We start from the raw sequence: 13,832 nt of genomic DNA, 5'->3' as shown, positions 1-13,832 counted from the left end.
GCTGCGGACGTCATCGGGCGGTGCGATCTACATCACGCAAATGGGTGAAGTGGCGCGTAGCGCCTCCGTACAAGGGTGTGGGCGACGGCGGGCGAACACACAGAGGTGCCCGGCACCGCGAGCGGTGCCGGGCACTCCTGCGGAGCCGCGGTCAGGCGCGGCCCGCGGTCTTCTGGGTCTTCCGGGTGACGGAGTCGATCACTACGGTCGCCAGCAGGACGCCACCAGTGATCATGTACTGGATCGGCGTGGCGATGCCTTCCAGCGCCAGCCCGTACTGGATCGAGACGATCACCATGACACCGAGCAGCGCGTTCCAGGTCCGGCCGCGTCCGCCGAAGAGGCTGGTGCCGCCGATGACGGCCGCCGCGATGACGTTCATCAGCAGGTCACCGGCGCCGGCGCTCTGGTTGGCCGCCGCGATCTTGGACGCCCAGAACAGACCGCCGATGGCGGCGAAGGTGCCCGCGAGGGCGAAGACCGAGATCCGCACCATCTCGACGTTGATACCGGCACGCCGAGAGGCCTCGACGCTGCCGCCGAGCGCGAAGATCTTGCGGCCGTAGGTGGTGCGCCGGAGCACGAAGTCCGTCACGACCAGCACCACCAGGAAGAGGACCAGCGCGAGCGGCAGGCCCTTGTACTGGTTGAACATGACAGCGGCCGCGAAGGCGACGATGGCGAGCAGAACCGTACGCACCACGATGTCGACGAGCGGCCGGGACGGGATTCCGGCGGCCTCGCGGCGACGGGCGTCGAAGAAGGCCGACAGGAAGAACCCGGCGACCGCGACCGCGGCGAGGCCGTAGGAGGCCGCCACGTCCGAGAAGTAGTACGTGGTCAGCTTGCCGACGACACCCTCGCCGTCCAGGTTGATCGTGCCCTGGTCGCCAAGGAGCTGGAGCATGAAGCCCAGCCAGAAGAGCAGGCCGGCCAGCGTGACGGCGAACGCGGGTGCGCCGATCCGGGCGAAGAAGAAGCCGTGGATGGCGCCGATGACCGCGCCGCTGGCGATCGCGACGATGACGGCGAGCCACTCGTTCATACCGTGGGTGACGGTCAGTACGGCGACGATCGCGCCGGAGACACCGCTGACCGAGCCGACCGACAGGTCGATCTCGCCGAGCAGCAGCACGAAGATGATGCCGACGGCCATCATGCCGGTGGCGACCATCGCGACGGCGATGTTGCTGAGGTTCTGCGCGGAGAGGAAGTTCGAGTTCAGGCTCTGGAAGACGATGGCGATGATGATCAGGCCGATCACCACCGGAATCGAGCCCAGATCGCCGGAGTGCAGCTTGCGCTTGAACTCCGAGATGTAACCGGCGAAGCCCTGCTCACGCACGAGCAGCCGGGGGTCGACCGCGGTGACCGCGTCGTGGGCGGCCTCCGGGTTGACGACCGGCGCGTCGGCGGGAGCGGAGGTCTTGTCGACGTTCACTTCTGAACCTCCGTGGTGCGCGCCGCACGACGGGTCACGGCGTTGTCCGTGGCGCCGGTGATGGCGGAGATGATCTCTTCCTGCGAGGTGGTCCTGACCTCGAAGACGCCGTTGTTGCGGCCGAGGCGGAGCACGGCGACCTTGTCGGCGACGGCCTTCACATCGGCCATGTTGTGGCTGATGAGGATGACCGCGTGACCGCGCTCGCGCAGTCGCTCGACGAGGTCGAGGACCTGGGCGGTCTGCTCGACGCCGAGGGCTGCCGTCGGCTCGTCGAGGATGACGAGCTTGGGCTCGCCGAGCATCGAACGGGCGATGGCCACCGTCTGGCGCTGGCCTCCGGAGAGGGAGGCGATCGGGATGCGCACACTCGGGATACGGATCGACAGCGTCTGGAGCAGTTCGCGGGCGCGGCGCTCCATCTCGACCTCGTTGAGGATGCCGCGCTTGCGGATCTCCCGGCCCAGGTAGAGGTTGCCGACGACGTCGATGTTGTCGCACAGCGCGAGGTCCTGGTAGACGGTCGCGATGCCCAGGTTCTGGGCGTCGTGCGGCCTGTTGATCTGGACCTTGCTGCCGTCCCACTCGAGGACGCCTTCATCGATGGGATGTACGCCGGCGATCGTCTTGACCAGCGTGGACTTGCCGGCGCCGTTGTCGCCCACCAGGGCGACCACTTCACCGGCATGGACCTCAAGCTCTACATCGGTGAGCGCCTGAACGGCACCGAATCGCTTGGAGACCCCGCGCAACGCCAGCACGGGCGTAGCGGACACGTGAACCATCTCCTTCGCCGCCTGACCGGCGGGGATGCCGCGCCGGGGGAACGGGCGCGGAGGTTGAGCAGAAGCGAACAGTAGGAAGAAGCGTTTCTGTCCGGCACCCCGCCCCGGTAGCGGGGGCTGAAAAGGGGGCGGGGCACCGGACAGGCTTCATGGGTGCGTAAGTCCCGTGAGGCTCTGTGGACTTACTTCAGACCGAGCGCGTCGCAGGCGGCCTTGTACTTCGGGGTGCAGATCTGGGCGACGGTGTAGACGCCGTCCTTGACGACCGTGGCGCTGATGTTGTCCTTGGTCAGCGACACGACCGGGACGAGCACCGACGGGATGTCCTTGGTGGTCGGGCTGGAGACCTTCTCCTTGGCAATGGCGTCGAGCTTCTCGCCCTTGGCGAGCGCGACGGCCATCTCGGCGGCGGCAGCGGCCTCCGGCGCGTACGGCTTGTAGACGCTGGCGTACTGCTCACCCGCGACGATGCGCTGCACACCCGCGAGCTCGGCGTCCTGGCCGGTGACCGGCGGGAGCTTGGTGAAGCCGCCGGCCTTCAGGGCGGTGATGATGCCGCCCGCCATGCCGTCGTTGGCGGAGTAGACGCCGATGATCTTGTCCTTGCCGAGGGCCGTGATCGCGGCCTCCATGTTGGCGTTGGCGTTCTCCGGCTTCCACTCCTTGGTGTCGTACTCCTTGCCGACGGTCACCTTGCCGTCGAGCTCGGCGTGCGCGCCCTTCTTGAACAGGGCGGCGTTCGGGTCGGTGACGGCACCGTTCATCATGACGATCTGGCCGTCCTTGGCCTTGGCGCCGAGTGCGGTGAGCAGCGCCTTGCCCTGGACGTGGCCGACCTCTTCGTTGTCGAAGGAGGTGTAAGCGTCGATCGGGCCCTCGGCGAGACGGTCGAAGGCGACGACGGGGATGTCCGCGTCCTTGGCCTTCTTGACCGAGCCGGCGATGGCCTTGGAGTCCACCGAGTCGACGATGAGTGCGTCCACCTTGTTGGTGATCATCGTGTCGACCTGCTGGTTCTGCAGCGTCGCGTCCTGCTTGGCGTTGGCGTAGATGACCTTCGCCTTGCCGTTGGTCAGCTCGCTGATCTTCTTCTCAATGAGCGGCTTGTCGAACTGCTCGTAGCGCGCGGTCTGGTTCTCCGGCAGGAGAAGACCAATCGTGATGTCGTCGCCCTTGGCGGCGCCGGTCTGGTCGGACTTCTCGCCCGACTCCTTGGCGCTGCCACAGGCGGCGAGGGAAACGGCCATCGTGGTGGCGGCTACGGCTACGGCTGCACGACGCATTCGCATGTTCATCTTCGAAACCTCCCTGACGAGGCCGCGTCGTTGCGGCCGAGGTGGCTGGAAGTCAACTCGGCCCCGGTGCCATCGTCAAGGAGTAAATCCTTAACGAGATGACAACGGTGCCATTCGTTATCTAAGTGAAGGCAGGTGCCCCGGCGGGCATCGAGCTGTCCAGAAGGGTTGAATCGCCCATTTCGCTCAGGACGAGTGCCAGTGACCCAAGCACCTCGGCGCGCGCGCCGAGCGCCCCCGGAAGGACGGACAGCTGGCGCGCCGCGCTGGGAATCGCGTACCGGGAGACCGACTCCCTGATCGGTCCAAGAACCAATTCTCCCGCTTCCGCGAGATTTCCGCCCAGCACGACGCGACTGGGATTGAGCAGGTTGCACAGATTGGCCACACCACTGCCGATGTGCCGCCCGACGTCGGCGATGACCCGGCGGCAGCCTGGGTCGCCCTCGCGGGCCAGCTGGACCACGCGCTCCATGGTCAGATCCGGGCCGTGACTGGACTGGAGCAGCGGCAGTACGTAACGGGCCGCGGTGAAAGTCTCCAGGCAGCCGCGGTTGCCACAGCGGCAGACGGGACCCGACTCGTCCAGGGTGATGTGGCCGATCTCGCCGGCCGTGCCGCCCGGGCCCCGGTAGATCTGACCGTCTATGACCAGACCGGCGCCGACACCGCTGGCGACCTTGATGTACGCGAGATCCTTGACCCCTCGGCCACTGCCCCAGACGAGCTCGCCCAGGGCGCCGAGGTTGGCGTCGTTGTCGACGTACACGGGCACGCCGAGCCGTCCGGAGAGCTCCTCGCTGGGGTTGATCCCGGTCCAGCCCGGCAGGATCGACGTGGAGCCGAGGGTTCCCGACTCGACATCGATCGGGCCGGGTACACCGAGACCCACTCCGACCACCTTGTCCGGGCCAATGCCCGAAGCCGCGATCAGGCGGTTGACCAGCTGTTCCGCGCGATCGAAGCCTTCTGCGGACGAGGCGTCCACATCGAGCGGCTCGGACTCCTCAGCGAGCACCTGGTGGGCCAGATTGCCGATGGCGACGCGCAGGTGGGTATGGCCGAAGTCGACGCCGATGACGATGCCCGCGTCGCCGCTGAGCGAGACGCTGCGAGCCCGGCGGCCGCCCGCGGATGTGGGCGTCACCTCGACGGTGCCGCCGTCCTTCAGTTCGCGAACGATATTGGAGACGGTGGCCGCGGAGAGGCCGGTACTCCTCGCGATCTCCGCCTGCGTGAGCGAGCCCGCCATGCGCACGGCGCGCACGACCCGCTCGAGGTTTGCCCGGTGCAGCGATGTCTGCGATCCCGGAGTCTCCATTGACTCATCCACTCCTGCCCCCGGTGGGCGGCGCGACGACCGCCCCCGGCCGGAGTCACCGTGAGGCAACCCCGACGTTTCTCCAACTTGTGAACTCTAAGCACAACTCTCGCGCGTTATCGCGTCAAGACCTTGAGCGGAGAGAACCACGGATGAGCGATCGCGGGGCGCCGGCCCGGGGGCGGTCCGGCAGCGGGGTGACAGGAGCACTTCCGGTGTCGGGCCGGACACCTCCTAGCGGCCGGCCGCCTCGGCGTTCGCACGGGCCGTGACCAGCGTCAGCACACGGCCCGCGGTCCGAAGGTCCTCGGCCGGGAGATCGCCGTAGAGCCGCTCAGTGATCTTCGCCGTGCCGGCCTTGATCCGGCTCTGCAGCGCCCGGCCCTTTTCGGTGAGCGCGACGAGCCCCACATCCCCGGGCAGGGCATCCAGCAGCCCGGACGCGGTGAGCTCGGCGATCGTCGCGAGCACGGCCGACTCGTCGGTCTTGAGCGTGCTGGTCATCCTGGCGACGAGCCCGTCGCGCTCGACGGTGTCGCCGCCGTCGGCAGTGGCATTGAGGGCCACCGCCTGGTGGAAGGTGATGCCCTCGTCGGCCAGCAGGCCGTCGAGGAGGGCCCGGGTCGCGTAGTGGGCCTGGCCTATGACCTGGCCGTTCAGGGTGGGTGCAGTGGACATGGCTACTCCTTGGCCGGGATGTCGAGTGGTGTGTCGAGCAGAACCGCCAGTTCGCGTGAGAACACTTCGGCGCGGCGTCCCTCCAGGCCGCCCAGCGGCTCCAGGAGCCGGTCGAGGAGCTGCTGGACGACGTCGATCGCGCGGCGCGTGACATCGCGCCCCTGATCGGTGAGCGACAGCTGGACCGCCCGCGTGTCGGAGGGGTCCGGGAGGCGCTCGACCAGACCGGCGGCCTCCAGGGTGCGTGCCAGCTTCGAGACGTAGAGCGGTTCGAGGCCCGTGTAATCGGCGAGCCCGCGCTGACTGGGCCGCCGGCCGGACCGCTGCATGCCGTACAGCGAGGCGAGAAGTGAGTACTGCGCGTGGGTCAGCCCCAGCGGCGCGACGGCCCGGTCGACGGCGACCCGCCACTTCATGGACAGCCGCCAGACCAGGAAGCCGGGCGTCGGACCTTCGGTTGCTGCGCTCATGGCAGATACAGTACATGGATACTATGTACATGGCTACTATCAAGGGAGCGAACGCCGGAGGCGCCGCGGTAGCCACCGCGGCGCCTCCGTCATCACCTCAGGGAGCTACTTGAGCGTCGCCGACGTCAGACCGGCCTGAACCTGCCGCTGGAAGGAGAGATAGACCACCAGCATCGGGACCATGGCGATCGTGACACCGGCGAACAGCACCGGCAGATCCGTCGCATACCCCTGCTGCTGCTGAAGCTGGATCAGGCCCTGCGTGAGCAGATAGCGCTCCGGATCGGCGTTGTCCTTCGGCTGCATCAGCACCGCGGGGAGAATGTACTGATTCCACTGGCCGAGCGTGTTGAAAATCCCCACGCTGAGCAGCCCCGGTTTCGCCATCGGCAGCATCACCTGGAAGAACACCCGGGTGTGCGAGGCTCCGTCGATCACCGCCGCCTCGTGCACGGCCGTCGGAAGCGTACGGAAGAAGGAGTGCATGAAGAACACGGTGAACGGCATCGAGTACGCGACGTAGACCAGGATCAGGCCCTGATAGGTGTTCAGCATGCCGAACCGCTGCACCATGAAGTAGAGCGGTACGAGCGCGAGGAACACGGGGAACATGGCCCCGCCGACGAAGAAGTAGTAGATGAGCCGGTTGCCCGGAAACTCGTACCGCGCGAGGACGTACGCGGCCATGGAGCCGAAGAGCATCGTCAGGGGCACTGAGAAGACCAGCACGATCAGGGTGTTGGTGAAGTAGTCGCCGATGCCCTTGTCCCAGGCCCGCCCAAAGACGTCCAGGGACCAGTCACTCGGCCAGCTCAGGGCCGAACCGCCGATCTGTGCATCCGTTTTGAACGAGCTCAGTACGAGCCAGAGCAGCGGCAGCACGATCATCACGGCCCACAGTGCCAGAAAGCCGTGGGAGAAGACCTTGAGGGTGAAGCCCTCGCTGGAGGGGGCGCCCTGGCGGACGGGCCGCCCCGCGGAACGCTGCCCGGGTACCTTGTCCGTCGACGTGGCTGCGGGCTCTTTGATGGGTGTGGTCATCGCTCTTCCCCTGCTCAGAACTCGATGCGCTCGCGGCGGGTGGCGCGCAGCGTGACGACGGACAGGATCAAGGTCAGCACAAGCATCACGACACCCATGGCGCAGGCGTAGCCGCTCTTGCCGAAGTAGAGGAAGTTGCGCATCAGTACGGTGGCCATGACTTCGCTGTGGTGGTCGGGACCGCCTCCGAACGGCCCGGAGGTCATCGTCGACACCAGCACGAACAGGTCCATGACCGTGATGCCGAGGTAGACCCAGGACGTCTGCACCGAGTCCCACAGCAGCGGGAGGGTGACCCGGAAGAAGGTCTGGGCCCGGCCTGCGCCGTCCAGCAGCGCCGCCTCGTAGATGTCCCTGGGGATGGACTGCATGGCCGCCGAGAACAGGACGAGATAGAAGCCCACTCCGTGCCAGACGACCACCGCCATCAGGCACCAGAGCACGAAGTTCGGCTCATTGAGCCACTCGATGGGGCTCGCGGCGTCCACCAGGCCCGTCTTGACCAGGACACCGTTGAGCAGGCCGCCTTCGTCACTGCGGTACACCGCACCGAAGAGCACCGCGAGAATCGCGAGGGACAGGACCTGGGGGAAGAAGTAGACGATCTTGTAGACGCCGGACCCACGGACGCCCTTGACGCCTCCGGCGCCACCCCGCCCGCCGGCATTCACCATGAAGGCGAAGAAGAGGGCGAGCAGGATGGTGATCACCGGAATGAACACCAGGAACAGGATGTTGTGCCAGATTGCCTTCAGGAAGACATCGTCGTCGAACAGAGCGGTGTAGTTGTCGAAGCCGACGAATCCGAAGGTCTGCGACTGACCCTTCCAGTCGGTGAACGAGTACCCGATCGTCTGCACATACGGCCAGATCACGAAGATCAGATACAGCGCCAAGGGTGCCAGAAGAAACCCTGTGACAAACCGGTACTGCCCTTTTCGCATGGCATCCTGTCCCTGGTGTTCCGGGTGAGCGGGGTGAGACCGCTCAGTCGCGGCGGTTGTTCTTGCTGTTCGGGTCCTTCGCTGCCTTGTCGACCGCCGCCTGAGCCCGCTTCAGCCATTCCGCCGGCTGGATTCGCTTGGCCATGAGCTCGTTGGACGCGTTCTGGATGTCGGTGTCCATCTGGCTGTACCAGTTGGGGTACAGGTAGTTGAAGGTGTTGTCGCCCGCCGCCTTCACCGCGTCCACCGCGGACTTGGTGCCGGGGCGGAGCTGGACGTTCGCGTCCACGCCGTCCTTGACGATGGTCAGCGAGTTCGCCTTCTGGGCGAAGATCGTCGACCATTCCTTCGAGAGCATGGAGCGCAGGAACTCCTGGCCCGCTGCCTTGTTCTTCGCCTTTTCCGGGACGATGAAGGGCTCGCCGGCTCCGGCCCGGATCGCCTCGAAGGGCAGCTTGCTGCCGGTCAGAATCGGCATCGGCAGGAACTTCATGTCGAAGTCGTCCGGAGTCTGCTTGAGTTGCTCATTCTCCAGCCAGGAACCCGAGGTGATGAACGCGGCCTTGTACTGGTTCCAGCGGGTCTGCGACTCGGTGTGCGTCAGGCCGTTGGTACCGGGCATGAGATAGCCCTTCTCGACCACTTCGTAAACCGCTTCGACGGCCTGCTTGGCGACATTGCTGCCGACGAACGCCTTGGGGTCGAGATTGTCGATCGCCTTCATGGCGTCCAGACCACCGAGCTTGGCGATCAGGTCCATGATGGCGACGTTGATGTAGTAAGGGAATTTGCCCTGGTGGGCGAGACCGCCGATGCCCGCGTCCTTGGCCGACTTGCAGACGGCGAGGAATTCGTCCCAGGTCTTGGGAGCCGTCCAGCCCTTCTCCTTGAAGAGCTTGCCCGAGTACCACAGCCCCCAGACGGTGTAGACGTAGTTGAGCGAGACGATCTTGCCGCCCTGGAGTCCCTGTTCCACGGTGCCCGCGATCAGGGTGTCCCGGACCTTCTTGCCCGGGTCGTCGAGGGAGGGGGCGTCCAGGATCGGCCCCAGATCGGCGAGCTGGCCGCTCTTGAAGAGCACGTCCAGCTTGATCTGCTGGGCGCCGGAGTCGTCGATGACGTCCGGCGGGTTGCCTCCGTTGAAGCGCGGCTGCAGCTTCCCGGTGATCTCCTGGGTTCCCAGGTGGGAGGACTTGGTCCCCCACTTCTTGTCGAAAGCGGCTTCCCATGCCTTGGCGTAGTCGTCGCCGTAGCCGCCCTTGAAGACGACGACGTCAACCTTGCTGCCCTTGGCCACACCGAACGGGTTGTCCTTGCTGACCTTCCCCTTGGTGTTGCCGTTGTCGTCGCCGCCACCGCCGCCGGAGGCACACGCGGACAGGAAGCTCATCGTCGGAACGGTGATCAAACCGAGTGCGGCAGACCGCTTGATCAGATCACGACGGCCGAGGCCGTCATTCTTGTGGGCGGAGGTGGATCCCATGCTCAAGTCCTCGCCTTCTCCAGGACTCAGGCGGTGTACCGGTCGCCCGTCCGTCTCGCCTCAGGCGAAGGGCCCCGCCACCGCGGTCAGTTGCTGAGTCTTCCCGGGGGGAAACTCAGTGAAGCTTGGGTCGTGCACGGTCGGCAGCGGGAACGGGCCATGCGGCGGCAGACGATGCGCAGACGCCTGTCACCGGTCCCCGACCCTCTGGCCCGCTGCCATGTGGAACAGCTATGCGGACGCCGACAGGTATAGTCCACTTCAGGCCGAGGGAGCAAGATCGAAAGCAAGTTTGGGCGGCAGTCTTTCCCGAGTTGAGACCTCGCGGACATCTGAGTCCCGTGCGCGCCCATCCGACCACAGCGTTCTGCGCGGAACGGCGGAATCCAGCCGCCGCGCCCCGCCAACACCCTTGACACCGTATGGCACTTGCCTCCCTACTGGAGCCTGCGCATCGCGCCTGACAACGTTGTCCAACGCGGTTTCCAGTGCAGGAAGGCCCCGGGATGCAGCCCAGAACCCGACCTCGGCAGAGACAATTCCGTGCGGCAGCCCTCGTGGCTGCCGCTTCACTGCTCGTGATGACGGCCCAGTCGGCGGCCGTCGCCCTGCCCGCCCAGTGGGCCCAATCTCCCTCGGCGGAGCGGGAATTCACCTCGTCCTTCGAAGCGGACGAGCCTCAGCCGGACTGGCGTAATACGGTTGAAGTCGACGCCGGTGGAACGAAGCGGTCATCCGGCGTCGACGGCGGATTCTCCGCCGGAATCCCGGGCAATGTCACCGATAAGGTGACAGAGCTGCGCGCCAGCGCCGAGAACACCGGAGCCGGAGAGACCAAGGAGAACCTGGTCGACCTGCAACCGGGCACCAAATGGCTGGCCTTCGAGCCCACCGCCTGGATCGAGTTCGACACCGACGCCCCGGTCAAGGTCGTCACGTATGCGATGACCTCGGCCAATGACGCCGCGGAGCGCGACCCCAAGGACTGGACCCTCAAGGGCTCGGCCGACGGCAAGGAGTGGAAGGTCCTGGACTCGCGTGAGGGCCAGACCTTCGAGAAACGCTTCGAGACCAAGACCTACGACATCGCCGACGGCGCGAACGCCACCGCCTACGCGCACTATCGGCTGGAGATCACCAAGAACAGCGGCGCGGGACTCACCCAGCTCGCAGATGTGCAGTTCTCCAACGGCGACACCAGCACGCCCACGCCCGACGACATGCGCAGCCAGGTCGACCGCGGGCCCAGCGGCTCCCCCACCGCCAAGTCCAATGTCGGGTACACCGGCAAGCGGGCGCTGAAGTACGCCGGCACCCACAAGGCGGACGGCCGGGCCTACTCGTACAACAAGGTCTTCGACGTCAACACGGCCGTGGGCCGCGACACCGAGCTCTCGTACCGGATCTTCCCCTCCCTGCCGGAGACGGATCTCAGCTACCCGGCCACGAACGTGTCGGTGGACCTCGCGTTCACGGACGGCACCTATCTGAGTGATCTTCGGGCCACCGACTCGCACGGCGGTCTGCTGACTCCGCAGGGCCAGGGCGCGGCCAAGCGGCTCTACGTCAACCAGTGGAACCAGGTCTCGTCCAGGATCGGCGCGGTCGCCTCCGGCCGGACGGTCGACCGGATCCTGGTGGCGTACGACTCCCCCAAGGGCCCGGCGAAGTTCCAGGGCTGGATCGACGACGTCTCGCTGAAGCCGAAGGCTCCCGAGAAGCGGCTCGCCCATCTTTCGGACTACGCCTCGACCGTCCGGGGCACCAACTCCAGCGGGTCCTTCTCCCGCGGCAACACCTTCCCCGCGACCGCCGTCCCGCACGGCTTCAACTTCTGGACGCCGGCGACCAACTCCGAGTCCAGGAGCTGGCTGTACGAGTACGCGCGCGGCAACAACGCGGACAATCTGCCCACCGTGCAGGCCTTCAGCGCCAGCCATGAACCGAGCCCCTGGATGGGCGACCGGCAGACCTTCCAGCTGATGCCCTCGGCGGCGGCAGGCACTCCGGACACCGACCGTGCCAAGCGGGCCCTGCCCTTCCGGCACGAGAAGGAGACCGCTCGTCCGCACTACTACGGGGTCACCTTCGAGAACGGCCTCAAGGCCGAGATCACCCCGTCCGACCACGCGGCGATGATGCGCTTCACCTATCCCGGTGACGACGCGAGCGTCATCTTCGACAACGTCACCAAGGAAGGCGGCCTGACCCTCGATCCGGCCACCAGCTCCTTCACCGGCTTCTCGGACGTCAAGAGCGGACTGTCCACCGGTGCGACGCGGCTCTTCGTGTACGGCGTCTTCGACGCGCCGGTCACCGCCTCGGGCTCCGAGGGCGTCAGCGGCCATCTCCGCTTCAGCGCGGGCGAGGACCGCACCGTCGGTCTCCGTATCGCCACGTCGCTCATCAGCGTCGACCAGGCGAAGAAGAACCTCGCCGACGAGATCCCGCAGGGCACCGGCTTCGAGCGGGTCAAGGACCGCGCGCAGGACGCCTGGGACGAGCTGCTGGGCACGGTGGAGGTCGAGGGCGCGAACCACGACCAGCTGACCACCCTCTACTCCAGCCTGTACCGGCTGTACCTCTATCCGAACTCCGGCTTCGAGAACACCGGCACCAAGACCCAGCCCAAGCACCAGTACGCGAGCCCGTTCTCGCCGATGACCGGACCCGACACCCCGACCCGTACCGGCGCGAAGATCGTCGACGGGAAGGTGTACGTCAACAACGGCTTCTGGGACACCTACCGCACGACCTGGCCCGCGTACTCCTTCCTCACCCCGACGAAGGCGGGCGAGCTGGTGGACGGCTTCGTCCAGCAGTACAAGGACGGCGGCTGGATCTCCCGCTGGTCCTCACCCGGCTACGCGGACCTGATGACCGGCACCAGCTCGGACGTGGCCTTCGCCGACGCGTACGTCAAGGGCGTGGACTTCGACGCCGAGGCGGCGTACGAGGCGGCGCTGAAGAACGCGACCGTGGTGCCGCCCGCACCGGGTGTGGGCCGCAAGGGCATGGAGACCTCGCCGTTCCTCGGCTACGCCTCCACGCAGACCCATGAGGGCCTGTCCTGGTCGCTGGAGGGCTATCTCAACGACTACGGCCTGTCGAAGATGGGCCAGGCGCTCTACAAGAAGACCAAGAAGGCCCGCTACCAGGAGGAGTCCCAGTACTTCCTCAACCGTGCCCGGAACTACGTCACCCTCTTCGACTCCAAGGCCGGCTTCTTCCAGGGCCGCGACCTCAAGGGCGACTGGCGGGTTCCCTCCGGGCAGTTCGACCCGCGGGTGTGGGGCTACGACTACACCGAGACCAACGGCTGGGGCTATGCCTTCACCGCGCCCCAGGACAGCCGGGGCCTCGCCAATCTCTACGGCGGCCGCCCGGCCCTCGGCGAGAAGCTCGACGCGTACTTCTCCACCCCCGAGACGGCCTCGCCGGAGTTTGTCGGCTCCTACGGCAGCGTCATCCATGAGATGACGGAGGCCCGTGACGTCCGTATGGGCATGTACGGCCACTCCAACCAGGTCGCCCACCACGTCACGTACATGTACAACGCCGCCTCCCAGCCCTGGAAGACCCAGGAGAAGGTGCGCGAGGTGCTCTCCCGCCTCTACACCGGCAGCGAGATCGGGCAGGGCTACCACGGCGACGAGGACAACGGCGAGCAGTCGGCCTGGTATCTCTTCTCCGCGCTCGGCTTCTACCCGCTGGTGATGGGCAGTGGCGAGTACGCGATCGGGTCGCCGCTGTTCACCAAGGCGACGGTCCACCTGGAGAACGGCCAGGATCTGGTGGTCAAGGCCCCGAAGAACAGTGCGCGGAACATCTACGTGCAGGGCCTGCGGGTGAACGGCAAGGCGTGGAACTCCACCGCCCTTCCGCACGAACTGATCGCGCGGGGCGGCACGCTGGAGTTCTCCATGGGCGCGAAGCCGTCCTCGTGGGGCACGGGCAAGAACGCCGCCCCGGTCTCCATCACCCAGGACGACAAGGCGCCCGCCCCCCGCACCGATGCGATCACCGGGGGCGGCCCGCTCTTCGACAACGCCTCGGCGACGGAGGCCGCGTTCGAGACGGCTGAGCTGCCCGTGGCGCCGGGGACCCGGGCGGTGCAGTACACGCTCACCTCGTCGGCAAGGGCCAAGGCCCCGGTGGGGTGGGTGCTCCAGGGCTCGCAGGACGGGACGACCTGGAAGGACCTGGACAAGCGGTCCGCCCAGAGCTTCGCCTGGGACAGGCAGACTCGCGTCTTCACGGTCGGCGCACCGGGCAGCTGTGCGAAGTACCGGCTCGTGGCGACGGGCCCGGCGACGCTCGCGGAGGTCGAACTGCTCTCCTGACAGCGAGGGCCGAGGATCGGACAGACGAATG

At 66.6% G+C, this 13,832-nt stretch carries 10 protein-coding genes; 1 reads left to right on the top strand and 9 read right to left on the bottom strand.

Annotation, left to right across the window (positions count from 1 at the left end; translation table 11 throughout):
* Positions 1-151 precede the first annotated feature (151 nt).
* From OG741_RS30190 to ngcE, 9 genes are all read right to left on the bottom strand, one after another.
* Positions 152-1,441 (bottom strand): sugar ABC transporter permease, encoded by a 1,290-nt coding sequence (locus OG741_RS30190; protein ID WP_405603105.1) that lies wholly within the window; start codon positions 1,439-1,441, stop codon positions 152-154.
* Entirely contained in the window at positions 1,438-2,226 is a 789-nt protein-coding gene (locus OG741_RS30185) for an ATP-binding cassette domain-containing protein (protein WP_405603104.1), read from the bottom strand. The genes OG741_RS30190 and OG741_RS30185 overlap by 4 nt, the downstream gene beginning before the upstream one ends.
* A gap of 182 nt (positions 2,227-2,408) precedes the next feature.
* Entirely contained in the window at positions 2,409-3,521 is a 1,113-nt protein-coding gene (locus tag OG741_RS30180; RefSeq protein WP_405603103.1) for a substrate-binding domain-containing protein, read from the bottom strand.
* 121 nt (positions 3,522-3,642) lie between these two features.
* On the bottom strand, positions 3,643-4,842 hold the full coding sequence (locus tag OG741_RS30175; protein WP_405603102.1) for an ROK family protein: 1,200 nt from the start codon (positions 4,840-4,842) through the stop codon (positions 3,643-3,645).
* Between the two features lie 234 nt (positions 4,843-5,076).
* Positions 5,077-5,520 carry a hypothetical protein gene (locus tag OG741_RS30170; protein ID WP_405603101.1) on the bottom strand — a complete coding sequence of 148 codons (444 nt, stop codon included), beginning with the start codon at positions 5,518-5,520 and terminating at the stop codon, positions 5,077-5,079.
* 2 nt (positions 5,521-5,522) lie between these two features.
* On the bottom strand, positions 5,523-5,990 hold the full coding sequence (locus OG741_RS30165) for a MarR family winged helix-turn-helix transcriptional regulator (protein ID WP_405603100.1): 468 nt from the start codon (positions 5,988-5,990) through the stop codon (positions 5,523-5,525).
* A gap of 105 nt (positions 5,991-6,095) precedes the next feature.
* On the bottom strand, positions 6,096-7,031 hold the full coding sequence (locus tag OG741_RS30160; protein ID WP_405603098.1) for a carbohydrate ABC transporter permease: 936 nt from the start codon (positions 7,029-7,031) through the stop codon (positions 6,096-6,098).
* Between the two features lie 14 nt (positions 7,032-7,045).
* Positions 7,046-7,975: a carbohydrate ABC transporter permease gene (locus tag OG741_RS30155; protein WP_405603097.1), complete on the bottom strand. Its 930-nt coding sequence runs from the start codon at positions 7,973-7,975 to the stop codon at positions 7,046-7,048.
* A gap of 43 nt (positions 7,976-8,018) precedes the next feature.
* Positions 8,019-9,458 carry an N-acetylglucosamine/diacetylchitobiose ABC transporter substrate-binding protein gene (gene ngcE, locus OG741_RS30150; RefSeq protein WP_405603095.1) on the bottom strand — a complete coding sequence of 480 codons (1,440 nt, stop codon included), beginning with the start codon at positions 9,456-9,458 and terminating at the stop codon, positions 8,019-8,021.
* A gap of 506 nt (positions 9,459-9,964) precedes the next feature.
* Between ngcE and OG741_RS30145 the strand changes: the two genes are divergently transcribed.
* The gene (locus OG741_RS30145; protein ID WP_405603094.1) at positions 9,965-13,801 is read left to right on the top strand and encodes a GH92 family glycosyl hydrolase; all 3,837 of its coding nucleotides are present in this window, start codon (positions 9,965-9,967) and stop codon (positions 13,799-13,801) included.
* The last annotated feature ends 31 nt before the right edge of the window (positions 13,802-13,832 follow it).

This window comes from Streptomyces sp. NBC_01410 (assembly GCF_045040195.1).
Taxonomy (GTDB): Bacteria; Actinomycetota; Actinomycetes; order Streptomycetales; family Streptomycetaceae; genus Streptomyces.
This window is presented reverse-complemented; position numbering and strand designations above follow the sequence as displayed.